This window comes from Citrobacter sedlakii NBRC 105722, from assembly GCF_000759835.1.
GTDB lineage: Bacteria > Pseudomonadota > Gammaproteobacteria > Enterobacterales > Enterobacteriaceae > Citrobacter_A > Citrobacter_A sedlakii.
Window position 1 is genome coordinate 198,708 of record NZ_BBNB01000003.1, and the last position, 24,070, is coordinate 222,777.

The window sequence follows — 24,070 nt, forward strand, 5'->3', positions numbered from 1 at the left end:
CCGGCAAGCATAGCGCCGCCGGGCAACGCGGCGAAGGACATTATTTCTTCATCTGGGTCAAAATCGTTCGGCACTGATTCGCCTCGCCTTCAGAGGGCGAAATCAGCGCTAACAGCGCAGCGGCTGGGGTGACCAAAGTCGCCAGCGCAGCGGCGACGGCCCCACGCGCGATCAGCGGCCCCGCCTTCACCCCGGCCTGCGGATTTTTGAAGGTGCCGCGCACGTACAGCGGCGAGCGCAGAGTAATAATGCGGATCCCTTTACTTTCCGGATCAATGGTTAAATCGAGTTGCTCAGACGCGAAGCTCGCCGTTCCGGTAATGTTGATCAGCGCATTCTCGGTATCAAAAGCGAAAATCTGCGGGCGCGCCACGCCGTTAACGATATCCAGATTGGCTGCCGCGCAGTTCACCCGTACCTCATCGTCGCCAAAAATCTGCCCGACAATGTAGTTACCGACGTTCAGCCCGACGATCTCCATCAGGTTGCGGCTGATTAAACCGTCGTTCATCAGCAGTTTCAGGTTGCCATTGCTGTTGCCAAGCAGCGCCGCCACGGAGTTCCCGGTGCCGCGAAACTCGGCGTCACCGTTCATCTCGCCCAGCGTCTTCTGCATCAGTTCAACATCCGGCATCAGCTCTTTCAGTTTCAGACGGCGCGCCTGAATATCCGCCCGTCCGTGCATAGGCTTTTTATCACCTTCCAGATGGATGTTGGCGTTGATGCTGCCGCCTGCCAGGCCAAACTTCAGCGGCTGCAGACGCAGATCGGCGTTTTTCAGGATGATATGGGTAGAGAGATCGCTAATCGGCAGGCTGCTACCGTGCTCAATGCGCCGTCCTTTGAAGCGCACGTCGGCGTCCATGACGTCCCACTTATCGGTTTCAAAACGGTCATAGGGCAGCACTTTGTCCGCAGGCTGGACGCTTTTTTCACCCTTTTTCTGTTCTGAACGCCGGGTCTGTTCGGCTCCTTTGCCGGAATCGACGCCAATCAGCGGGCCTAAATCCGCCAGACGCAGTTGGCGAGACTCCAGATCTCCTTCCAGCTTCGGACGCGGTTTACCGGTGGTATAGGTGAGCGAGCCGTGAATGTCGCTGTCGCCAATCTGTCCGTTGAAGCCGCGGTAGTCATAGACCGAGGATTTTTCGCTGTCGATTTTCGCCACCAGCCTGCCATCGGTTTCAAACGGCGGCGTATCCGGCAAGAGGACGCCGGTCAGGTCATACAGTTCCGCCAGCGAATCGCCGGAAAACGTAAGCTGTAAATCGACGCCGCCCATTTTCATCGGGTCGTTCACCACTCCGACAAACGCCACGCGGGTATTTCCGGAACGAAAATCAGCCTGCACCGGGAATGGCGCATCAGCGCTACGCAGCGCCAGCATACCGCCGATTTTCCCCGTCCCGCTGAGCGGTTCGCCGTTATAACGCCCTTTCGCCTTCAGGCCGAAAACGTAATCCTCAACGTTGGCGTTTTCATTTTTACCTTTGCTTCCCGTCACTTCGCTAAACGGAAGTGGTTTACCCAGCGGATCGACAAGGATCTCAATATCCGCCTTGCTGACGTTGTCATCAATGGCGATCCGCCCCTGATCGAAAAGGATGTTGTCGAGGCGGAAAGACCAGGAAGACGGCTTCGCGTTGGGATCTTTTTGTTCATCCCCGGCGAGATCAAACGTCCAGTTATTGTTTTTCTCCGTCAGACGAATCAGCCGCGCGTCGGGCTTCACCAGCTTGATCCACGGTAGCCACACGGTTTTCGTGAGCAATGCCAGCGGGGCAATCGTCGCTTCAACACGAGGCAGATGCACCATCGTCACTTCGGGGATATCCGGCGGGTTGCCAAGGATAATATCCTCGGCGTGGATGTGCGGCCACGGCACCCAGCTTCGCCAGCCGGTTTCCTGTTTCTGACGCTCCCACACCACGCCTAAATCGCCGCGAATGGCGAACGGACGGTTCAGTTCCGCAGAGACTTTCTGGTTGATGGTCGGTTTGAGTCGGTTCCAGTCAAATGTCGCGATCAGGACGATGAGCACGACGATCAACAACAAGAAAGTCCCTGTTACAGCGGCGGTAATTTTGCCTGCTCTGGTCATGTTCTGCTTCCTCACTTCTTCCCTTGCCTGTCCTAAAGATAGTCCAGCCAGGCGGATTTACCGGAAACAGCCTGATTTAATGCGACAAATTCACCTCATCCAGACAGGCAAAAGGTCGCGGACGAGAGAGGAAATAGCCCTGAGCGGCATACGCGGGCGAGCGCTGTACGTCTCGCCACTCTTCCTGCGTCTCGACACCTTCTACGATAACGCCACGGCAGTAGCGGTTCATCAGCTGTAGCAGTTGGGTGAAGAGGTTACGCCCTTCTGACGTCTGACGAAGCAACACAAACAGCTCGCGGGCTATCTTAATAAAATCGTAGCGCACTTCGCTGAGGGCGGAAAAGTTAGCCATCCCGGTGCCGAAGTCATCCAGCCACAGCGGTCCTGCCTCGCACATCGAGGCAAACGAGGCCTCTTTCGGCAGACGGATGTGTTCCACCAGCTCAAAGCGCAGCCAGGGCATACGCTCGATATTCTGCAGGATCTGCGGATACTCGCGCAGAGCGATTAAGGTCGGGCCATCAACGTTGACGGACGCCAGAAGCGCGTGACGCTGGAAAAAGTCTGCCTTTTGTTCAAGTAGGCAGAGCTGCTCTTTTATCACCTCAATACGCTGGCGTACCGCCACTTCAGCAAAATAACGGTCGGGCGCAATGCGTTGCGCGGGATTATCCGGATGCGTGACCACCGTCAGAAGCTCCACCGCCAACAGACGCCCGTTGGTCTGATAGATAGGCTGAAAAGTGTAAGCGCGCTCACACTGCAGCCAGTAGCGACGCTCCTGCAAGCATTCAGGGCTCGCTGCGGACGTGCTTAGCTGCTGGATAATCTGGTTTATCATCGCCGATGTCCCGTGATTAAGTGTGTGGCTGCCCGGACTCGTCAAGGGTTATCGGCCTTCGCGCGAAGAACTTTATGCTGCGTCACACGCAAAAACGACAACAGTCAGGAAAAAACAACGCAGAATACGGACTGGCTCAAAAAAATAATGGAACGTTGTTTTAATATGATTGACCACCAAACAGCCACAGCGCACACTAACGTTAATTTTTCCAGGTAGGTTCACGACTATGTCCAAAAAGATTGCCGTGATTGGCGAATGCATGATCGAACTGTCACAGAAAGGCGCTGACGTTCAGCGCGGCTTCGGTGGCGATACGTTGAATACTTCCGTTTATATTGCCCGCCAGGTTGACGCTGCGGCGCTTTCCGTTCACTACGTCACGGCGCTGGGCACGGACAGTTTCAGCCAGCAGATGCTGGACGCCTGGCACGGTGAAAACGTCGATACCTCGCTGACCCAGCGTATGGAAAACCGTCTGCCGGGGCTGTACTACATTGAGACCGACAGCAGCGGCGAACGCACGTTTTATTACTGGCGCAACGAGGCCGCGGCGAAATTCTGGCTCGAGAGCGAGCAGTCTGCGACGATCTGTGAAGAACTGGCGACGTTTGATTATCTCTACCTGAGCGGCATTAGCCTGGCGATCCTCAGCCCGGGCAGCCGTGAAAAGCTGTTGTCCCTGCTGCGCGAGTGCCGCGCTAACGGCGGCAAAGTCATTTTCGACAACAACTATCGTCCGCGTCTGTGGACAAGCAAAGAAGAAACGCAGCAGGTGTATCAGCAGATGCTCGACTGCACCAATATCGCCTTCCTGACGCTGGATGACGAAGACGCGCTGTGGGGCGTCAAACCCGTAGAAGAGGTGATTGCGCGGACGCACGCCGCGGGCGTAGAGGAAGTGGTGGTGAAACGCGGGGCGGATTCCTGCCTGGTGTCTGTTGCGGGACAAGATCTGATTGACGTCCCGGCGGTAAAACTGCCGAAAGAGAACGTCATTGATACCACCGCCGCAGGGGACTCGTTCAGCGCAGGATATCTGGCCATTCGCCTGACCGGTGGCGATACCGTAGCGGCTGCGAAGCGCGGACACCTGACCGCCAGCACGGTAATACAGCATCGCGGGGCGATTATCCCGCGCGACGCAATGCCGCAGTAAGCCATTCACCGTTGCCCGGTAGCATTACGCTTACCGGGCCAACAGAATTGCAGGTTACTGCGCGGCCGGAATATCCGTGACTTCCGGATGCGCATCATCCGTTTCAACCGTCGCCGCCGCCGCGCTCACCGGGGCCATAATCTGATCCCACGTGGCCTGCAGTTCCTTCATGTTAAATTCCGGTTCTCCCTTCGGCTGCAGCAGAATCAAAGCCATCTCCTGAGACAGTTGCTGACGCAGGCTTTGGTTCATCATCTCCACGGTCAGACCATTAAGAAAGTCCTGACGCAGACGCTGATACTGCTCCGGCGCGATATCCACCACCTGATTTTGCAAAGAACGCAAGCGCTGGCTGATTAAAATGTCAGTATCAGTGCGGGCATAGGTGGCAAAAAGCTTTTGTAGCTCCAGATTCTTCTGCGCCACCAGCGCGTTGAACTCGTCTTCCGGCAAACCGTTATCGCGCACTTTCGCCAGTTCGCGCGCCACGGTGCCTAAATTGGCGTTGAGCTTATCGTTCGGCGATTCAATATTGATGGCGCACTGAGCGCGCAGAAACAGCACGCGGCAGTCAAAGCCGAGGCCGATATCTTTAGCATTGTTCTTACTCAGCGCCTGCTGTACGTGCCAGAACAGCGCCTCTCGCGCCAGATCCGCGCGCCAGTAGCGCAGCAGCGCGGATGACTCGCGAATCGGCTGCCACGGCGTATCCCACATGACTGACAAACGATCCTGGCGCACGGCGTCGGTCATGATGCTCACCGCCTCAGCGCGCAGCGGCGACAGCGTCGGCACTGGCGCAGGCGTTTCGCGTTTGCCCTTCAGTTCGCCAAACGTTTTGTTGATTTGCTCAGCTACCGTCCGCGCGTCGACGTTACCGACAATAATCAGCGTCATCGCGTCCGGGGTATACCATTTCTGGTAAAAATCGTGGATTTTCGCCGCATCGATCGGCTTCTTCAGCGGTTCAGCGGGATCGTGGCCCAGCAGCGCGGAGCCTTTCAGCCGGTAGCGCCACCAGCCTTCTTTGGTATCGACCGGCAGCGTAGTGACCATATCTTCGCTATTGATCGCATGGTTCACCGTTTCCGGGGTGATCGCCAGTTTGCCCATCGTATTCGCCAGATAGGTCAGCGACTCTTTCAGCAGATCGTTACGGTTGTTGGGCAGGCTGAGATTGTATTGCGTGGAGTCATAGGAGACGGTAACGGGCGGCATTGGACGCTTGGGGTCGAAACCCTGTTGCCAAAGCGAACGCGCCTGGGTGGCGTCCAGTCCGCCGCTCTGGGTTAACGCAATACGAGGAATAATATGACTGAAACCGCTCTGTTGCGTACTTTCGGTGAGCGAACCGGTATTTACCAGCAGGCGGACCTCAATGCGGTCGCTGGGGCGCTGCGGGGTGGCTAACACTTGCCACTGTAATCCATTCGCCAGCGTCCCCTGTTGCCATGCCGGGTCAGGCTGGAGCGCATCTGCCTGCACATAGCCAGCAGTGGCCATCATCAGCAAACCGCCCGCTATAAGTCGAATTTTTGTGCCCTGCATGTGAACCCCTGATCAACAATCCTGGTAATAAAAAGACAGCCCTGCGAAGGCCAGTCTGAATATGACGTAAAAACACTTCGTGTTAGACCGCAAGAACATGGAAATGTCACGGCAGAAGTGAAATAAACCCAATGCCTTCATGTTGAAGGATTAAGGTGCAGGGGTCAATTATGCGCAGGAGCCCGCAGCCCCACAAGGGACTGCGGTCATAAGACGTGAGATTATGAGGATATTTCGTTCGTTTTGCCGTCCGGCGCACGATTATTCAGTACATCGTCGAGCTTTTGGGAATCCAACTCTTTCACCCATTTCGCCACCACGACCGTCGCCACGCCATTGCCAACCAGGTTAGTCAGCGCACGGGCTTCCGACATAAAGCGGTCGATACCGAGGATAAGCGCCAGGCCCGCCACCGGCAGATGGCCTACCGCAGAGATGGTCGCCGCCAACACGATGAAGCCGCTTCCGGTTACCCCCGCCGCGCCTTTAGAGGAGAGCAGCAGCACGACCAGCAGCGTGATCTGATGGAAGATATCCATATGGCTGTTGGTCGCCTGGGCGATAAACACCGCCGCCATCGTCAGGTATATCGACGTCCCGTCAAGGTTGAAGGAATACCCGGTGGGGATAACCAGCCCAACCACCGACTTGCGGCAGCCCAGTTTCTCCATCTTATCGAGCATACGCGGCAGCGCGGACTCAGAAGAGGAGGTACCCAGCACGATCAGCAGCTCTTCGCGGATATAGCGGATAAACTTGAAAATGCTGAAGCCCGTCGCCCGCGCGATAGAACCCAGTACCAGCACCACAAACAGGATACAGGTGATGTAAAAGCAGATAATAAGCTGCCCCAGTTGCACCAGCGTCCCGACGCCATATTTACCGATGGTGAAGGCCATTGCGCCGAACGCGCCGATAGGCGCCAGGCGCATGATCATATTGATAATGCCGAAAATGACCTGTGAGAAACTTTCAATGACGTTGAAAATCAGCTGGCCTTTGCTGCCCAGGCGATGCAGGGCAAAGCCAAACAGCACCGCAAACAGCAGCACCTGCAGGATGTTACCACTGGCAAACGCGCCAATGACGCTGCCCGGAATCACATCCATCAGGAAGGCGACAATGCCCTGATCTTTCGCCTGCTCGGCGTAAACCGCCACCGCCTGCGCATCGAGAGTCGCGGGATCAACGTTCATCCCGGCCCCTGGCTGCACGACGTTAACGATAATCAGACCAATGATCAGCGCAATCGTACTGACGATCTCAAAGTAAAGCAGCGCTACCGCACCGGTGCGGCCAACGGCCTTCATGCTTTCCATGCCTGCAATGCCGGTCACGACAGTACAGAAGATGACAGGAGCGATGATCATCTTTATCAGCTTGACGAACGCGTCGCCAAGCGGCTTCATTTGTGCGCCTAATTCAGGGTAGTAATGGCCAAGGAGAATACCAATGGCAATTGCTGTCAGGACCTGAAAATAAAGGCTTTTGAACAGAGAGGTTTTCATAGGGTGTCCTTGAAGTAAAAACCACAGGTCTTGTAAGGTTATGATTAACCTGCGGCCTTAAAATAACACCCGGACAACACGACAGAAATGCACCTGGATCATAATTGAAACAAAAATGTTAAAAACTTTGAACTGGCTCGCATAAGCCGGGCCTTTTTAAAGTTTTGTAATTACGTCACTTGTGCGTGAGATACTGTTCCTGGAAGGTTTCAGCCGTCACGGCATGGGCAAAAAGATAGCCCTGAGCGATATCCACACCGGCTTGCGCCAGCCAGTCGCGCTGCGCCTCGTTCTCAACGCCCTCGGCGATCGTTTGCAGATTCAGGCTGCGCGCCAGCTGAATAATCGCCGTGATCATGCTGTTATCTTCCGGCAGACCGTCGACAAACATTTTGTCGATTTTCAGCACGTCTACCGGCAGCGACTTCATATGCTGAAGCTGACGCAACCCCGCGTAACCCATACCAAAATCATCCAGCGCAATGCGCACGCCAGCGTTTCGCAATGGTCGTAATATCGCCACCGCGGCGTGCGGGTCGTCGATACGGCGGCTTTCGGTCACTTCCAGAATCAGCGTACCCGGCTGGATGCGATAACGGGCCAGCAGCTCAAGCATGTCCGACACCATGGTCGGGTGCATCAGTTGCAGCGCCGACAGGTTGACCGACAGCGGCATGACCATTCCGCGTTCCTGCCAGGCGGCAAGCAGACGGCAAGACTCCTCCAGTACCCAGCGCCCCACGGTGACCATCAGGCCGCAGGACTCGATGCGCTCAATCAGCCCTTCCGGTAACGCCCAGCTTCCGTCCGGTTGCTGCAAACGCAATAGCGCTTCCGCGCTCACCACCTTGCCGCTGGCGATCGCCACCTGCGGCTGTAGCCAGAGCGCAAACTGGTGGTTTTCCATCGCGGTAAGAATGTCGCTCTCTTCGGTCAGCCTTTTTTGCGCCTGCGCCATCTGTTCAGGGTCGAAGAACTGAATCTGGTTTTTGCCTTTCCGACGGGCGGTAAACGCCGCCGAAACGGCACGAACGTAGAGCTGCTCGGCGCTGAGGTCGCCATAAAACATCGCCACGCCAATGCTGCAACTCGGGCGTAGCTGGATCCCCTGGACCGGCAACCGCTCATTAATAATAGTGAGCACTTGCTGACCTAACGTGATGGCGTGCCACGGCTCTTTCACGCCGTGAGCGACAATCGCAAAGTCGTAGCCGCTGATCTGGGCCAGCACCATTCGCGGGGAAATCACCGATTTCAGTTTTTCCACCAGCGTGAGCAGCAGGATTTCCCGCTGCGCCTCTTTCAGCACGCCTGCGGTATCACGCAGCGTTTCGCAGGTGACGATCATCAACGCGGTGGTCTGCTGTCGCGCCACCACTTGCTCCAGCAACCCCATCAGAAAGGCTTTGTTGGGCAGCTCGGAAACCGGAAAACGCATCGCGTTCCCCGTCAACTCTTCGCTGTGGCGTTTAAGCATTTGTTGATTAAGGTTATAACTGCGCACCAGCATCCCGATCTCATCGTCATGGTGCAGACGCGGCAGCGCCAGCTGATGCCCGATAAGATCCTGTTGCGGAATATCGTTCAGCTCGCGGGCGATTTTGCGCAACGGGTGCAGAATCAGGCGGTTTACGCACCAGCTAATCGCCACGGTCAGCATGAGTGACAAAAGTAAGTAAATAGTCACTAACGTGGAGAGGGTGCTCATGACGAACTTATACATACGGAACGAATCCGCCTGTAGCACCAGATAGGCCAGCGGCTGTGGGTTCGCCGGACGCTCGAGCGAATAGACGGGCAGGGAAATTTGCACCGGTAATTCAAAAAGACGGGTGACCATGACCGGCACCGGGCGTTCAGGAATGAAGCTCATGCGCAGCGCCTGAAACTGATTTGGCAGCACGACATCGGCGCGCTGAACCACCCCAGCCGGTTTTATGCTGGCGAGAATCGCCTCCGCGCCGGGGAGATCCGCTTTTAATATGGCGGCAGACAAGGGTTCACGAACGGAGCGGGCGATACTTTCCAGTTGCGTAGCCGTGTTATAGCGGTTCTGCTGGACCAGATGGAATAGCAAAACGGTGCAAAAAATAAAAACGAACACCATGACAACGGCCGCGACCATTGCCATCTGCTTAATTGTTAACGAGCGACTCACGCGCAATATTGTCTCCCCCGGATATCCCAAATTGCCGCCCGAGTATACCCGATTGCGGCGGCATTAAGAGAGGCCGTATCTGAAAAGGACTTTTCTGAGTTCAGGTCGTCGGATGGCGGCGTTGTCTTACCTGGCCTTCACGCCAGCGCAGCGCCATCCGACCCTGGCGATTACCAGTCGGCGTAAGGCACCAGCGGCTGCGGCGGTAAATCCATATCGCCCTGCCAGCCTGCGGCGGAATAACGCACGTAAAGAAGGAAATGGCTTGGGGTGTAATCTTTCGCCTGCTGGATATCGATAGCGGTGCCGACAAACCAGTTGGAGGTGACCCGCCGCTCCACCAGCGCCCGGGCGGTATAACCAAAGCCCTGGCTGCTGCCGCCATCATTGGTCTGATCGCGCGCCGCCTCCTGGTAATCCGCCGGAATGAGGTTCGTCAACGGATAACGCGGCATCGTTTTCGTGCGTGAATGCGACCACGACACGGAACCGCCCAGCTCCCAGGACCAGTTTTCCGTACGCTGACGCCACATTACCGGCACCGCAAACGACACATACTCCTGCGGACTGTAGTAACCACCGTGACCGAGCGAATAGCCGCTGAGGTCTTTGTCGTAGTGCCAGATCATATTGTTCAGACCGACAGTGACGCGGCGGTTATTCTCGTTAATCACCTTGTAGTAGTACCCGGTCATCCAGCGCACGCGCCAGTTGTCCGCCACGTTTTTGCCGGTTAACTGGTCGCCGCTGAGCGAAGCCCAGACGCCATTCGCTTCCCCTTTGTCGTAACTGAGGCTGATGCCGCCGCCGTCGGCGCGTACGCCGCCCCATTTTTTACCGGTGTTAATCGCATCGCTGTCGCCGTTATGGCTCTGCGCGTCTTTCTGGCCGCCAAACGCCAGCAGCGAACTGGAAATGGGACGACGATGCGCGTTAAGCGTATACCCTAACGGCCCGATATCGCTGCTGTAGCTGACGCCGCCAACCACATCAACCACGTTGAAGCCCATTGGCGTGGTGCCGATGTCCCAGCGCCAGGTGTCGTTTGCCCAGCCCACCGCCACGCTCGCCCCGGCGTCCGACTGGCTGCGGTTGCCGCTACAGTCTTCCAGCGTACAGGTGCCCCAGTTATTGTCATAACGCCCGTCGGCATCGGTTGCGAAGCTGCCGACATTCATATTGACCAGGTCGGTGCGGAAGAACATACGCCCATCGGACCAGGGCGCATCAACGTGCAGCATGGTGGTGTGCGCTTTCAGATCGGAATAACCGCCGGTACCGCTCGATCCCCAGTAATCGTGTTCGAGGGTTACGTTCAAATCTTGCTGGCGATACAGATCCGCCGCGTCGCTGCGCACGCCGCGCTTCAGCCAGTCGTCTGTTTCATCGTTGCGGGTCAGACGGGTAAAAGTGTCGTCATCCTGCGGACGCGTCGGGGTGACGCCAGAGGCGACCATGGCATCTTTATACGTTTCCAGCGCTTGCTGCGGCTCGCCGCTCTGGGCCTGAAACCTGGCGGCATCACGTAGCACCATCGCGCTTTCCATCGACGGCGGCTGCGATTTCGCCTGCGGAATCAGGCTATCGAATGTCTGTCTGGCCGCCACGGTATCGCCCAGTTGCATCTGCGCCAGCGCCACCCGACGTTGCATATTCATTGAAGACCCGTTGGTCGTCGGCAGTGCCGCCAGTCGCGCCCGCGCGGCCGCGTTGTCGCCCTGAGCGATGTCGATCTCCGCCAGCCCAAGCAGCGCGTCAACGTTGTCCGGTTCGCGCGCCAGCACGCCGCTGTAATATCCGCGCGCGGCCGTAACGTCCCGGCGCTGCTGCGCCCAGTCGGCGAGGGTTAAGTCGATACGGGTAGAAGCAGGCTGCTGACGTAGCAGCGCTTCGGCTTCACGCTCCTTGCCGCTTTCGCGCAGACGGTTAGCGGTTTCCAATACCTGGTTGCTTTGCAGCCTGTCGGCCAGTTCCTGAATATTTGGGTTCCACTGGCTGCGCGGCAGCGCGTTGATATGCGCCAGCGCCGCGCGGTCCCGATCGGCGCCGGACAGGTACAGCCCGTAAGCATAGACCTGCTCGGGATCGCCAGGTTTCTGACGCGCCAGCGCGTGCATCTGCGCGTCGGCCTGGCTACGCTGACCGGCCTGCCACAGATCGCGCGACAGACGGTAGGTTATCCAGACGCTGCCCGGATCCAGCGCCAGACGACGCCGGTGCAGCTCCGCCGCCTGCGCCCAGTTGCCCTGGCTCTCCAGCGTTTCAGCCTGTTGCGCCAGACGATCGTTTTCCAGCCCGCGTTCAATGTCATCAATACTGCGGCGCTGGCTGGCGGAAAGCGTGGCGATAAAAGCGCTGGCTCGCTCCGGCGACTGCTCGCGATAGAGGTTCGCCAGGCCGCGCACGGCGTTGGTGTTGCCGCTGTCCATACGCAGCGTCTGCTGATAGTAACGTTCGGCAGCCGGGTAGTTTTTACGTGCCATTGCCGCATCGCCCAGCCCCAGCACCGCGTAGCTATCGCTATTGTCGATGCGTCTTGCCTGTTGATAAAACCGTTCGGCCTGGTCGATATCATTCGCCTTCAGCGCGGCGTCGCCCTGCTGGATCGCCAGCCAGTAGCTGTTCACCTTCAGCAGGCTTTCCCATTTGTCGCGGCTCGGGCTTTGCGGATCCATCGCCAGCGCTTTTTTAAACTGCGCCACCGCGCTGGCGCGATCGCCGCGCTGTGAATACGCCTGACCCAGCGCGCCAACGGCTTCGCTGTCGTTTTGATTCGCTTTCACCGCCTGCTGCAGCCCGGCAACCGCTTTGTCGCCCTGCCCGGCCTCTACCGCCGCCAGCCCCTGCGCACGGGCGCGGAACGTCGGATCGGCAAGCTGTTGTTGCTGTTCGTTCAGCTTACTACGCGCCGCCGTCACGCTGTCCCCTTCACTAAACACGGCGAGGTACTTTTGCAACGCTTTTACGCTGGCGTCGCTGACCGGCAAATCTTTTATCTGGGCGTACCAGAGCGTTGCCGCCGCGTTGCGTCCGGCGCTGGATTTCGCCATTTGTTCCAGCACGACAAAACCTTCAGCCGGACGGTCGTTATCGAACAGCAGTTGCGCCAGAGTATTCTGCAACCCGGTATTGCCGGGGCTGCGGGCGTTGATCGCCTTAAGCTGGTTGATCGCCTGACCGCGTCTGGCAGGCACTTTCGCCACCGTACTCCAGTACTCCACCTCCAGCTCGCCTTCCGGCGGCGCGCCTTTGAATAACTTATCGTAAGCGGCGATGGCCTCTTCCGCATGTCCGGTCGTCGCCTGTAACCGCGCTTCCTGCAGCGCCTGGCGGCCATCCGACGTCGCCAGCAGTTGGGTGGTGCGCGACGATTTATACGCCGCCGAATTGGGCGCGATCTCTGCAAGCCTGTCGAGCTGCTTTTGAGCGCCGTCGTTGTCGCCCTGACGCAGCATATAGCGGAAGCGGGCAGCAATAACGTCAGGGTTATTCGGGTCGATCAGCTCCAGCCGGTAGAGCGACTGACGCACCAGGTCTTCGCGGTGCGTGGCCTCGCCCAGCCGAACCTGGTCGAGTAACAATTGTTGCGCCGACGGCGCGGCTTCCGCGAAGGGCATCAGCGCAATACCGAGCGATACCCCAAGAAAACTTAGTGTGAACTTGCGCATTCCTGGCCCCAGTCAGGTAGTAACTCACCTTTGGCGGTGAAGCGATAACGATGCTGGTCCCACCCTTGTCCGAAGAGGGTCAGCACGTAGCTGTAATAGGCATCGCTGCCAGGAAAGTGGTCTGCAACGCGCTGTCGCTGCACCGCTTGTGCGTCGCGGTTTTGCAGAAAAGGCAGTAAAGAAGCGGAAAAGCCTACCGGGCCGTTGCCCTCCGCCTTGCCGCTGGCGACATCCACTTTCTCCGGCGGAACGCCGTGTTGGGTTGTCAGGGTAGCCATCGGTTTGAATTTAGTGAGCAGCCGCGCTTTCTGCGGGTCGCCGTCATGCATCATCCCGGCCCACAGATAGACGCGAATGGCGTCGTAGCTGCTGACCAGCGTTTTTTCTGGTTTTAACTGCCAGCCTTTGTTTTTCTCGTAACGCACCCAGTCCGGCGAAAAGCCTTTCGGCGCGGTTTCTAACAGCAGCCGCTGATTCGTCTCCCGCAGGGTGGTCCACGGCGCGCCGAAACGGGTAAAGTACTGCGCCAGCTGCGGCGGCAGATAACTCGGGTTGAAGCGCCAGCGGGTTTCTTCGGCAAAACCGATTTTACCCGGCAGCAACATCGACCCCAGCCCTGGCACCGTCACCACTTCTTCAGTGGCAATCTGCTTCAGCAGCGCTTTACCGATATCGGTGTATCGCGGCTCCTGCCATAAACGCCCGGCTTCCAGCAGCGACCAGGCGATCCAGATATCGCCGTCAGAAGCGGAATTGCTGTCCAGCACTTCCCAGGTCGCTGGATCTTTTTGTCCCCACAGCCAGGCGGGCAGATGCGCTTTCAGCGAGCCTTGCGCCAGGTTGTTTTCGGTCCATGCCAAAAGCGTATCAAACGCCGGACGATCGTTAGCCGCGAGGGCAAAGAACATGGCGTAGCTTTGCCCTTCCGAGGTGGTGATTTTCCGCGCGTCGCTCGGATCAATCACCCGGCCCTCCTTGCTGATGTAATCCTTTTTGAACTGATCCCAGGCGGGCCAATGACAGGCCGCCTGAACGCTCAGGGCGGCCAACATCAGGACAACAGCGATTCCACTACGCAGCGCGTTCATCATGCGTTACTCATGGTCTGGATCAAGACGGCGGCGGCTAATGATGCGCAGCAGGCGCCACAACACCCAGGCTAGCAATACCACGCTGATGGCCGCCAACACCGCTAACAGCACCGGATGATTTCCCAGCGCATACCACAGACGTTCAAACCACGGCAGATGTCCGACGTAATAAACATCGCCCACCCGCAAGCTGTTGACGCCCGACTCGCGAATGACGGACACCGAACCAAACATCGCCGCACGTTTGCCGCTGTCGTTAATCGCTTCGTTCAGCAGTTCATAACCGCGCGGGCTGTCCGCCAGCAGGGCGATAACGCTGCGCTGATCGTTAAACGGCGACTGGAAGCCCACCACGGCGGCCATTGGGCCGCTCGACGTGACAGTGGCCTGCGCATCCGCTTTGCGGTCGGCCTCATCCGGCATGATCCCCGGGAAGGCGCTCTGGCGAAGCGGCGTTTTCACCCAGCTCTGCGCCGCCTGCACCAGCAGGTCAATACGCTTCTCATCCTTTAACTTGTCCGGAATCGTGCCAATAATCAGGATATCGGCATCTTTCCCCTGAATCTGGCTGCCGTCTTGAGTGATGGTCAGGTTGATGGCCGGGAAGCCGGTTTGCGCGCCAATCGTGCCCGTCGCCTCCAGCAGTGTTTCCATCTGCGCTTCATTCGGCGTTTTCGGCATCACGGCGATGGTGTCAGAAAGATCGGCCATTCGGCTGAACGGGAACCCCGCGTTCGCAAAGGCGCGCAGATCCGGCATCGCAATAAAGTGATAGTACTTCGAGAAGTCGATGGTCGAGTCGTCGCCGATCACCACATGGTTCGGCACCGGCTGGAAGGTAATACAGTTATCCACCGTACCACCAGGCATCGGGTTCATGTACTCAAAGTCAAAACGCAACTGGTTCACCGCCCCCAGCTTCAACGCCGGGATCGAGACGTCGGTTTTACCATCCAGCAGCCCTTGCAGCACCGGCAGACGCAGCAGCAGACGGTTGTTCTTTTCGTTGCTGGTGAGGCTAAAGGCTTGCAGGAACTGGTTATTCAGGCTGATATCCATGCGCGAACTGTCTTTGGTCGGCGGCGTGGTGTAACGGTAGTTGAGGTTCATATCAATACCGGTACTGCGCAGCAGATACAGGTCCGGCGGCAGGTTAAGGGAAACGTTGATGGCGGCGGGCTCGATGCCGCTGGACTGCAACTGCTGCTCATAGGTTTTCAGCTCGCCAAAGGTCACCGGACGATCGGTCCGCACCCAGTTCGGCGCATCGTACGGTTTACGCGCCAGCAGCGGTTTTACCTCGTTCACTTCGACACTGCTGCCGCGGAACAGAATGTTGCCCTGCGCAATACCTTTCGCCGCCTGCAACAGATCGTTTTCATCACGCCCCATCACCACCAGAAGTTTTACGTAGGGATTCTCCGGATGGTCGATCATCGCGATCGTCGGCGCTTTCACCGGGGGCTGCTCGCGCAGGAAGTCGGGACGGCTGTCGTTAGTGGCGAACACAATCGCATTCCGATCCGGCAGTTGATTATACAGCACCGGGAAGTGCTGCCCGCGCCAGCCTGAGCGGGAACCAAACCATGACGAGACGATAGAGGCGGCCTGCTGCAGTTTAAGATCGGGCGCGCCGGCGAAGATCATCGGCAGCGTCATCGCGCGGTTGTCGCGCGGGTCAAAGAACGGAACCGGGAAGTGCGAGAGATCGTTTTTCACTTCCAGCGTCTGGTAGGTGAGATCGAGTACGCTGCTGCGACCTACATCCAGCCACAGCGTACTACTGGACGGGTTTTCACATACCTGCTGGTAATGGCCGACAAACTCCAGCCGTACGCGGTTGAAATCGGTGATAAACAGCGGGTTGATGGGGATCTGCGCCAGCGTCTTTTTGCCAAGCTGTTCCTGGGTGACGGGTAGCACGCCCATGAGCTCATCATTCAGATAGACCTTGAGCTGGGACTGAACGGGCAGTAGCGATGGCGACGGCGTGTATTCCAGATTCAGCATCGCCTTCGTGACCACTTCATCACTGCGCATGCCAAATTCAATGCTGCCGTTCGGATTAACGCCGCGCAGCACCATACTGCCCGGCGGCGGCGCGATTTGCGCAAACGTCAGTTTCACATCACGCGAAGGACCATTTTGCGCGACGATCGGCGCATCCGCTCCCGGCACGCCCGGCATCACCTGGCCCACCGGCTGATTGTCGTCCGCCTGAACGGGAATGGCCGGGGCCGCGGTTGGCTCAGCCGCTGTCTGCGGTTGTATTGCTGGCGCCGCATTCGACATGAAACTGGGGATAGCGCTCATCCCCATTGCCATCGCACAAATCCAGGAAAGTTTTCTTTTCATCGCGTTATCATCATTGTTGAGCCATAACCTGAGCCGGTGGTTGCACCGCCATATCATCCTGCACCGGACGGCGCGGAATGAACGACACAATCCAGGCAACCAGAGACGTCAGAGACCGGAAAATTACTTTGACCGACGCTGGGGCAAATTCCGCAAGATGGCGATAGCCGCGGAACCCCAGTTTCAGAATATCGAGCAGGCTTTCCAGCGGTTTGTCTTCCGGATAGCTGTCCTGCCAGAGCGCCCATGTATCCGCACGGGCAAACGTACATTGCACAAAATCGATATGCTGTTTAGTGGTCAGCGGCATCAGTTGTAACCCCACCTGTTCACCCCATACGCGCGCCACCTGGGTGGGAAAGACATACTCCTGCTGTCCACGCTTGAGCAGTAAATTCACCTTTTGCCCTTCCAGTACCTGCGCCTGACCGTTGATTTTGATCCCCAGACCGCCGTCGGAGAAGTCATGCACGGTACACGAGAACAAATGACCGTCTTCGCGAGCAATCGCCGCTGGCATTGAGATCTCCACGCGGTGAGAACGGCGTACCTGTTTACTTTCCACCGACACCGCCACCGCGCCGCCGAGGATAATCAGGTTATAGAATACCCACACCATACTGACGATGACGGTGAGCATTTCACTTTCCGGCCCGTAGAAATAACGCCAGATACCTACCGCCACGCCGACCATGTTAAGCAGCACCAGGAAGATATACGGACGGGAGATCACCCAGTCGACATACTCTTCTTCCACCAGCCCGCCTTTCGCGGTGACGTTAAATTTGCCCTTATGCGGATTAATCAGCGCCACCAGCGTCGGCGGCGCGATGTACCAGGCCAGCACCGTTTCGTAGATCTCACTCCAGAAGGAGTGGCGGTATTTTCCCTGAATCTTCGAGTTGGTCAGGCTGGCGTGAATCATATGCGGCAGTACGAACAGCGCAATCATCAGCGCGGGCGCGTAGATGATATAGGCATGCAGCAACAAGAACGCCAGCGGCGCGGTCAGGAAGATGAGCCGTGGGATCCCCGACAGGAAGTGGAACATCGCATTGACGTAGCATAACCGCTGGGCGAATTTCAGCCCTTTCCCGGTAAGCGGGTTGTCGAGGCGGAAAATTTGCACCATCCCGCGCGCCCAGCGGATACGCTGGCCGATATGGGCGGACAAACTTTCGGTCGCCAGCCCCGCCGCCTGCGGAATACGCATATAAGCCGAGGTGTAACCGCGACGGTGCAGACGCAGCGAGGTGTGCGCATCTTCGGTGACGGTTTCGACGGCAATACCGCCTATTTCATCCAGCGGCTTACGGCGAATCACCGCGCAGGAGCCGCAGAAAAAGGTGGCGTCCCACATGTCGTTGCCGTCCTGCACCAGCCCATAGAACAGCGTGCCTTCGTTGGGGGTTTTGCGGAAGCGGCCAAGGTTACGTTCGAACGGGTCCGGCGAGAAAAAGTGGTGCGGCGTCTGCATCATCGCCAGTTTTTTATCTTTCAGGAACCAGCCCATGGTCATTTGCAGGAACGAGCGCGTCGGCACGTGGTCGCAGTCGAAGATCGACACGAATTCGCCTTTGGCGTACTTCAGCGCATTGTTGATGTTCCCGGCCTTGGCGTGCTCATGGGTGGTGCGGGCGATATAGTGGACCCCGACATTCTGGGCAAACTGGCGAAACTCTTCCCGCCCGCCATCGTCGAGAATCCAGATGTTGAGCTTATCTTTCGGCCAGTCGATGCCCAGCGACGCGTAGATGGTGTTTTTCACTACGTGCAGCTCTTCGTTGTAGGTCGGAACGAAAATATCCACCGACGGCCACTGCGACATATCCTTGGGCAACGGCACCGGCTGACGGTTGAGCGGCCAGACCACCTGGAAGTAGCCCAGCACCAGCACAATCCACGCGTAGGTTTCGGCAAACAGCAGGATCAGTCCACAAACCAGGCTTACCGGATCGTCCCAGTTCAGGGTGGACGTGTAGCGCCACCAGATATAGCGACATGACACGGTCAGCGACAACACAATCAGCATCAGCGCCGAGAAACGCCCCGGCATCCGCCGTACAATCAGCGCAACGCCCCATAGCAGCATCAGGAAGATAAACTGCGCCAGCGGGTTGAACGGCTGCGTCACGCAGATCAGCGCCAGTATCAGCGAGAAAGTGACAATAATCCCAATGATTAAACGGCGCGCGCCAGCGCTCAGATGCCCCAGTTCCTTTTGCTTATCAAGATGGGTTGTGTTTTGCGTGACCCGTTCAGGCAGTTTATCCAGCCACTGATGATAACGGCCCCGGACGCCTTCCAGGCGGGAAAAGGTCTGCCAGCGCGGTTGGGCCGTTTGTCGACGCGAGGCGGTCGCCATCAGCCAGAGCGTTTGAATAACGTAGCGGGCGGGATCTAACGGGCGCGGACGAGCGGCGTTGATATGCGGGTAAAGCGCCTTGTGCGCGGCGCGGATCCGCTGCCAGCGCGGATGCTCCAGCGGGATGAACACCCATGCCAGAACGGCCCAAAAACAGCCCAGGGCCGCGCTAAACGCTGGCGCGCCATGACGACGGTAGCCCTGATAGCGCTCGCTCAGGCGCGCGCTGACCGGCGGGATAAGCAACCACCGGGACAGGATACTCATGTTGCGCTCCCGGCGGCGTCTTTGCGGCCTGAATAATGCAATAAACACCAGTTCGCCAGCGTCAACACTTCTTCGGCGGCCAGCGAATCGCTGCGGTATTCTCCCAGTGGCTGTTTCGCCGCCATGCATTCGGCCAGGGCTTCATCGCGATGAATAACCATCGGCAACAGCCGACGCTGGCTTTGGAGCCAGACCTGGTAAAGATCGTCCTGCATCTGGCTGCCAATGCGTAAATCGTTAATCAAAATATGCGAACCGGCGGGTAGCGCCTGCTGATGCAGGCGAATATGGCAATTGGCATCGGCTTTGACGACCGCCAGCGTACGATCGCAGGCGTTGACCAGTTGGCGAGTGAGCGGCGCGGCGCCGGTGGGCAAATCGAGTAAAATCCAGGAATACCTGCCGCTCTCTTTTAGCAGCTGGAGGCCAGGGACAATCTCGCCGAGCCGTTCCTGCCATTGATCGGGGTAGTCACGTTCCGGCGCCGTGAGCTGGCCAAACGGCAGCAAATCGAGCTGCGAGGTATAGCGCATTCCGCCTTCGCGCCAGTCACGCCCGTCCAGCAGCGCTCTGGCCCAGCCGTCGCGATGCACAAAGTCGACATTAAATGACAGGCGTAGCAAATTATCGGGGCAGGCATCCACCACCAGGACGTTTTCACCTAACAGTTGTAATGCCCAGGCCAGCGCCGCAGTGATAGACGTCGTGCCTACGCCACCACGGATGCCCTGAAGTCCCAGAATAGCCATCCACGACTCCCTTATTCTTGTTGCGCAAATTCAGCCAGCAGCGGCCAGCGTTTAATCGCAGCGGCAAGCTGTTCACGTTGGGATATATCGGTGTAATCGAATTCAGGTAATGAAAAAGCCTGGCTCAGGGCCAGGAAATCGTTTTGAAAGGTATAGCCTAAAGCTGAATCAGGCAGCGTATCGGGTTCGTTGTCAGACATATTTTTTATCCCTTTGAATATACTCGCCATGCTTCAGACATTTTTTCTGTTTGCATTCAGCCCCCCTTCCCAACGAAAATTGATGGCGTCAGAATCCGCGCATTTTCTGATTTTTCATCACTCAAAGAATACGAGTCATGGAATCGGAAAGGCCGACGTAAAGAGGCTTCCTGCCAGCCAAATTGATTCACATGCTAAATCTGATACGTTTTAATTTCAATGTTAGGTTTATTTCTGCGCTTTCGCTAGTAAACTGATAAGCAGACAAATAGCGACCCGAGGAACGCTGTGGACCCAGTATTTTCAATAGGTATCTCATCATTATGGGATGAACTTCGCCATATGCCAACTGGCGGTGTCTGGTGGGTTAACACTGATCGCAGTGAAGATGCTATCAGCCTGGCGAATCAAACGATTGCTTTTCAAACCGGGACTGCAAAAGTCGCGGCGATGAGTATGGGCAGCGATCCAGGGAAAGTTTTCAAATTAGACGAAACGCAAGGTCCGGAAAAAATTCAGTTATTTTCGATGCCAGATTCAGAGAAGGGACTATACTTTATGTCCCGCGATATACTCTGCTCAGTTGATCCTACCCATTACTTATTCATCCTTATATGCGCAAATAATGCGTGGCAAAATATTCCAGCGGAACGATTGCGTCAGTGGCTGGATAAAATGAATAAATGGACACGTCTTCATCGTTGTTCTGTTCTGGTGCTTAACCCTGGGAATAATAATGACAAACAGTTCTCGCTGTTAATGGGGGAATATCGCTCGCTGTCTGGTCTTGCCAGCATGCGTTTTCAGGGCGACCAGCACCTGCTGGATATCGCCTTCTGGTGCAACGAGAAAGGAGTCAGCGCCCGCCAACAGTTGACCATTCGCCATCGCCAGGGTCGCTGGGAACTGGCGCAAGAGGCCGAAGCCGACATCCAGCCCCGCAGCGACGAAAAGCGGATCCTCAGTAATGTGACCGTACTCGAAGGTGCGCCGCCGCTATCGGAGCACTGGAAATTATTCGACAGTAATGAAGCATTATTCAATGAGGCCCGTACCGCCCAGGCGGCAACATTGGTCTTTTCTCTCCAGCAAAATCGTCAGATTGAACCGCTGGCGCGCAGCATCCACACCCTGCGCCGCCAGCGCGGCAGCGCGCTAAAAATTCTTGTGCGGGAAAATATCGCCAGCCTGCGCGCCACCGACGAACGTCTGCTGCTGGGCTGCGGCGCCAATATGGTGATCCCGTGGAACGCCCCGCTTTCCCGCTGCCTGACGTTGATTGAAAGCGTGCAGGGCCAACAGTTCAGCCGTTATGTGCCGGAAGATATCACCACCCTGCTGTCGATGACCCAGCCGATGAAGCTGCGCGGCTTTCAGAAGTGGGATGTCTTCTGTGACGCGGTGAATAATATGATGAGCAATACCCTGCTCCCCGCCGACGGCAAAGGGGTGATGGTGGCGCTGCGTCCAGTGCCAGGTATTCGCGTGGAACAGGCGTTAACGCTTTGCCGCCCACACCGTACCGGCGATATTGTGACCATTGGCGGCAACCGACTGGTGCTGTTTTTGTCGTTCTGCCGGGTCAACGATCTCGACACCGCCCTGAATCACATCTTTCCGCTGCCGACCGGCGATCTGTTCTCTAACCGCATGGTGTGGTTCGAGGACAATCAGATCAGCGCCGAACTGGTGCAAATGCGTCTGCTGTCGCCGGAGCTGTGGGGTCAGCCGCTGCCGCTCACCCAGGAGGTCAAACCCGTACTGAACGCTGAACACGATGGTAAGGTCTGGCGTCGAATTCCTCAGCCGCTGCGCTTACTGGACGATGAAATGGAGCGTTCATCATGATGACCATCAGCGATATTCTGCAAATCATCGTCGTCTGCGCGCTGATTTTTTTTCCACTGGGCTATCTGGCGCGTCATTCTCTGCGCCGTCTCAGCAACACCGCCCGTCTGCTATTTGCTAAACCTCGTTATGTCAAACCGGCCGGAACACTGCGCCGCACGGTAATTCCCAGAGCGACCAAAAAATGACTCAACATACTCAACATGCCTCGCCGCCTTCGCCTCTCTGGCAATACTGGCGCGGACTTTCGGGCTGGAATTTCTATTTTCTGGTGAAATTTGGTCTGCTCTGGGCAGGCTATCTTAACTTCCACGCCCTGATGAACCTGGTGTTCATGGCGTTCCTGCTGATGCCGATTCCGCGCTACAGCCTGCATCGCCTTCGCCACTGGATCGCCATTCCGATAGGTTTTGCCCTGTTCTGGCACGATACCTGGCTGCCAGGGCCAGAGAGTATAATGAGCCAGGGCTCCCAGGTCGCGGCGTTCAGCACTGACTATATGCTCGATCTGGTCACCCGCTTTATTAACTGGCAAATGATCGGCGCGGTGTTCGTGCTGCTCGTGGCGTGGCTGTTTTTGGCGCAGTGGGTTCGCGTCACCGTTTTTGTGGTGGCCATAATGGTCTGGCTAAACGTTCTGACCCTGGCGGGGCCGAGTTTTTCACTGTGGCCTGCCGGTCAGCCGACCAACACCGTCACGACCACCGGCGGTACCGCGGCGGCCACGATCGCCACCGCTGAAGGCGCGCCGGTTGTCGGTGATATCCCGGCGCAAACCGCGCCACCGACGTCCGCCAACCTCAACGCCTGGCTGAACACCTTTTACAACGCGGAAGCAAAACGTAAAACGCCCTTCCCGGCGGCGCTGCCGGAAGATGCCCAGCCGTTTGAACTGCTGGTGATCAACATCTGCTCGCTTTCGTGGTCCGATATCGAAGCGGCGGGGCTGATGTCGCATCCGCTGTGGTCGCATTTTGATATTCAGTTTAAGCACTTTAACTCGGCGACCTCTTACAGCGGTCCGGCGGCGATTCGCCTGCTGCGCGCCAGCTGCGGTCAGCCGTCACATACCAATCTGTATCAACCAGCCGGCAATGAATGCTATCTGTTTGATAATCTGTCGAAACTGGGCTTCGCCCAGCATCTGATGATGGGTCACAACGGTGAGTTCGGCGGCTTCCTGAAAGAAGTGCGCGAAAACGGCGGTATGCAGGCTGAGCTGATGGATCAGAGTGGTTTACCGGTGCCGCTGTTGGGCTTTGACGGCTCGCCAGTCTATGACGATACGGCAGTGCTTAACCGCTGGCTTGAAACCACCGAAAAGAACAAAGATTCGCGCAGCGCAACCTTCTATAACACCCTGCCGCTGCACGATGGCAACCACTATCCAGGCGTGAGCAAAACGGCGGATTACAAAGCGCGTGCGCAGAAATTCTTCGATGAACTGGATGCGTTCTTTACGCAGCTCGAGAAGTCTGGCCGTAAAGTCATGGTGGTGGTGGTGCCGGAACATGGCGGGGCGCTGAAAGGCGACAGAATGCAGGTCTCCGGTCTGCGCGATATCCCCAGCCCGTCGATCACCAACGTCCCCGCCGGGGTGAAATTCTTCGGCATGAAAGCGCCGCATCAGGGCGCGCCGATTGAAATTACCCAACCGAGCAGCTATCTGGCCATCTCAGAACTGGTGGTGCGCGTGCTCGACGGCAAGATCTTCTCCGAAGATCCGGTTGACTGGACGAAGCTCACCAGTAATCTGCCGCAAACCGCGGCGGTCTCGGAAAACGCCAACGCGGTGGTGATTCAGTACCAGGATAAACCCTACGTGCGCCTGAACGGCGGCGACTGGGTGCCGTATCCGCAGTAAACGAAAAAGGCCGCAAGGATATCCCTGCGGCCCGGTTCGGGCGCATGTTGCCACTGCGGCAGGCAGGCGCCCGTCAGGGGATTACTTCCTGCTACGTAACCAGTTCACAACCATTCCCGCGATTATACCCGCGATGGCTGGAGCCGCTAAATCGTGCCAGAAGGCAATGCCTAACTGAATCAGCGTCATATAGCCGCCTGTGTTGCAATGGCAACCGTTCGCGGCTATCCTTGAATTGTTGAGGTTCAAGATTAGCCCCCGTTTTGTTGCCAGGTTTTTACCGAACAACGTGCGGGGGTTTTCTCTTTATCCAGCGACAAACGCCGCCAGGGATCAAGCCCCCGC

The 24,070-nt window shown here is 57.3% G+C and carries 16 protein-coding genes; 4 read left to right on the plus strand and 12 right to left on the minus strand.

Annotated features, from left to right (window positions below; genetic code table 11):
* Nucleotides 1-40 precede the first annotated feature (40 nt).
* Complete coding sequence (locus CSE01S_RS08390; RefSeq protein WP_042286733.1) at nucleotides 41-2,101, minus strand: AsmA family protein; 2,061 nt, start codon at nucleotides 2,099-2,101, stop codon at nucleotides 41-43.
* A gap of 76 nt (nucleotides 2,102-2,177) precedes the next feature.
* A complete protein-coding gene (gene pdeH, locus CSE01S_RS08395) occupies nucleotides 2,178-2,945 on the minus strand; it encodes a cyclic-guanylate-specific phosphodiesterase (RefSeq protein WP_042286736.1) in 768 nt (255 codons plus the stop codon).
* Between the two features lie 229 nt (nucleotides 2,946-3,174).
* On the opposite strand from pdeH, the gene kdgK reads away from it, so the two are divergent.
* The gene (gene kdgK, locus CSE01S_RS08400) at nucleotides 3,175-4,104 is read left to right on the plus strand and encodes a 2-dehydro-3-deoxygluconokinase (protein ID WP_042286740.1); all 930 of its coding nucleotides are present in this window, start codon (nucleotides 3,175-3,177) and stop codon (nucleotides 4,102-4,104) included.
* Nucleotides 4,105-4,158: 54 nt separating this feature from the next.
* On the opposite strand, the gene CSE01S_RS08405 is transcribed toward kdgK, so the two are convergent.
* From CSE01S_RS08405 to bcsR, 9 genes are all read right to left on the minus strand, one after another.
* Nucleotides 4,159-5,652, minus strand: coding sequence for a M16 family metallopeptidase (locus CSE01S_RS08405; RefSeq protein ID WP_042286742.1), 1,494 nt, complete (start codon nucleotides 5,650-5,652; stop codon nucleotides 4,159-4,161).
* Between the two features lie 221 nt (nucleotides 5,653-5,873).
* A complete protein-coding gene (gene dctA / locus CSE01S_RS08410) occupies nucleotides 5,874-7,160 on the minus strand; it encodes a C4-dicarboxylate transporter DctC (protein ID WP_042286745.1) in 1,287 nt (428 codons plus the stop codon).
* A gap of 175 nt (nucleotides 7,161-7,335) precedes the next feature.
* On the minus strand, nucleotides 7,336-9,324 hold the full coding sequence (hmsP, locus tag CSE01S_RS08415; RefSeq protein WP_042286748.1) for a biofilm formation regulator HmsP: 1,989 nt from the start codon (nucleotides 9,322-9,324) through the stop codon (nucleotides 7,336-7,338).
* Nucleotides 9,325-9,488: 164 nt separating this feature from the next.
* Nucleotides 9,489-12,986, minus strand: coding sequence for a cellulose synthase complex outer membrane protein BcsC (bcsC, locus tag CSE01S_RS08420; protein ID WP_042286750.1), 3,498 nt, complete (start codon nucleotides 12,984-12,986; stop codon nucleotides 9,489-9,491).
* The gene (gene bcsZ / locus CSE01S_RS08425; RefSeq protein WP_042286949.1) at nucleotides 12,968-14,074 is read right to left on the minus strand and encodes a cellulose synthase complex periplasmic endoglucanase BcsZ; all 1,107 of its coding nucleotides are present in this window, start codon (nucleotides 14,072-14,074) and stop codon (nucleotides 12,968-12,970) included. Before bcsZ ends, bcsC begins: the two co-directional genes overlap by 19 nt.
* A 6-nt stretch (nucleotides 14,075-14,080) precedes the next feature.
* Nucleotides 14,081-16,432, minus strand: a complete 2,352-nt coding sequence (gene bcsB / locus CSE01S_RS08430) for a cellulose biosynthesis cyclic di-GMP-binding regulatory protein BcsB (RefSeq protein WP_042286752.1) — start codon at nucleotides 16,430-16,432, stop codon at nucleotides 14,081-14,083.
* A 10-nt stretch (nucleotides 16,433-16,442) separates the two neighbouring features.
* On the minus strand, nucleotides 16,443-19,064 hold the full coding sequence (bcsA, locus tag CSE01S_RS08435; RefSeq protein WP_042286755.1) for a UDP-forming cellulose synthase catalytic subunit: 2,622 nt from the start codon (nucleotides 19,062-19,064) through the stop codon (nucleotides 16,443-16,445).
* Nucleotides 19,061-19,813 (minus strand): cellulose biosynthesis protein BcsQ, encoded by a 753-nt coding sequence (bcsQ, locus tag CSE01S_RS08440; RefSeq protein WP_042286757.1) that lies wholly within the window; start codon nucleotides 19,811-19,813, stop codon nucleotides 19,061-19,063. Before bcsQ ends, bcsA begins: the two co-directional genes overlap by 4 nt.
* Before the next feature lie 11 nt (nucleotides 19,814-19,824).
* Nucleotides 19,825-20,013, minus strand: coding sequence for a cellulose biosynthesis protein BcsR (gene bcsR, locus CSE01S_RS08445; protein WP_042286759.1), 189 nt, complete (start codon nucleotides 20,011-20,013; stop codon nucleotides 19,825-19,827).
* A gap of 288 nt (nucleotides 20,014-20,301) precedes the next feature.
* Between bcsR and bcsE the strand changes: the two genes are divergently transcribed.
* From bcsE to bcsG, 3 genes are read left to right on the plus strand one after another with little or no spacing between them, the layout of a single operon-like run.
* Nucleotides 20,302-21,861 carry a cellulose biosynthesis c-di-GMP-binding protein BcsE gene (bcsE, locus tag CSE01S_RS08450; RefSeq protein ID WP_042286763.1) on the plus strand — a complete coding sequence of 520 codons (1,560 nt, stop codon included), beginning with the start codon at nucleotides 20,302-20,304 and terminating at the stop codon, nucleotides 21,859-21,861.
* On the plus strand, nucleotides 21,858-22,049 hold the full coding sequence (gene bcsF / locus CSE01S_RS08455) for a cellulose biosynthesis protein BcsF (RefSeq protein WP_042286766.1): 192 nt from the start codon (nucleotides 21,858-21,860) through the stop codon (nucleotides 22,047-22,049). The genes bcsE and bcsF overlap by 4 nt, the downstream gene beginning before the upstream one ends.
* Complete coding sequence (gene bcsG, locus CSE01S_RS08460) at nucleotides 22,046-23,725, plus strand: cellulose biosynthesis protein BcsG (RefSeq protein WP_042286769.1); 1,680 nt, start codon at nucleotides 22,046-22,048, stop codon at nucleotides 23,723-23,725. The genes bcsF and bcsG overlap by 4 nt, the downstream gene beginning before the upstream one ends.
* Nucleotides 23,726-23,806: 81 nt before the next feature.
* Here the strand turns inward: bcsG and CSE01S_RS22725 are convergent, their stop codons facing one another.
* Nucleotides 23,807-23,914 carry a type I toxin-antitoxin system toxin Ldr family protein gene (locus tag CSE01S_RS22725; protein ID WP_012908207.1) on the minus strand — a complete coding sequence of 36 codons (108 nt, stop codon included), beginning with the start codon at nucleotides 23,912-23,914 and terminating at the stop codon, nucleotides 23,807-23,809.
* Nucleotides 23,915-24,070 lie beyond the last annotated feature (156 nt).

Coding starts and splice junctions, on each gene's coding strand:
- CSE01S_RS08390 (WP_042286733.1), bottom strand. CDS start 2,101: ATGACCAGAGCAGGCAAAATTACCGCCGCTGTAACAGGGACTTTCTTG.
- pdeH (WP_042286736.1), bottom strand. CDS start 2,945: ATGATAAACCAGATTATCCAGCAGCTAAGCACGTCCGCAGCGAGCCCT.
- kdgK (WP_042286740.1), top strand. CDS start 3,175: ATGTCCAAAAAGATTGCCGTGATTGGCGAATGCATGATCGAACTGTCA.
- CSE01S_RS08405 (WP_042286742.1), bottom strand. CDS start 5,652: ATGCAGGGCACAAAAATTCGACTTATAGCGGGCGGTTTGCTGATGATG.
- dctA (WP_042286745.1), bottom strand. CDS start 7,160: ATGAAAACCTCTCTGTTCAAAAGCCTTTATTTTCAGGTCCTGACAGCA.
- bcsC (WP_042286750.1), bottom strand. CDS start 12,986: ATGCGCAAGTTCACACTAAGTTTTCTTGGGGTATCGCTCGGTATTGCG.
- bcsZ (WP_042286949.1), bottom strand. CDS start 14,074: ATGAACGCGCTGCGTAGTGGAATCGCTGTTGTCCTGATGTTGGCCGCC.
- bcsB (WP_042286752.1), bottom strand. CDS start 16,432: ATGAAAAGAAAACTTTCCTGGATTTGTGCGATGGCAATGGGGATGAGC.
- bcsA (WP_042286755.1), bottom strand. CDS start 19,064: ATGAGTATCCTGTCCCGGTGGTTGCTTATCCCGCCGGTCAGCGCGCGC.
- bcsQ (WP_042286757.1), bottom strand. CDS start 19,813: ATGGCTATTCTGGGACTTCAGGGCATCCGTGGTGGCGTAGGCACGACG.
- bcsR (WP_042286759.1), bottom strand. CDS start 20,013: ATGTCTGACAACGAACCCGATACGCTGCCTGATTCAGCTTTAGGCTAT.
- bcsF (WP_042286766.1), top strand. CDS start 21,858: ATGATGACCATCAGCGATATTCTGCAAATCATCGTCGTCTGCGCGCTG.
- bcsG (WP_042286769.1), top strand. CDS start 22,046: ATGACTCAACATACTCAACATGCCTCGCCGCCTTCGCCTCTCTGGCAA.
- CSE01S_RS22725 (WP_012908207.1), bottom strand. CDS start 23,914: ATGACGCTGATTCAGTTAGGCATTGCCTTCTGGCACGATTTAGCGGCT.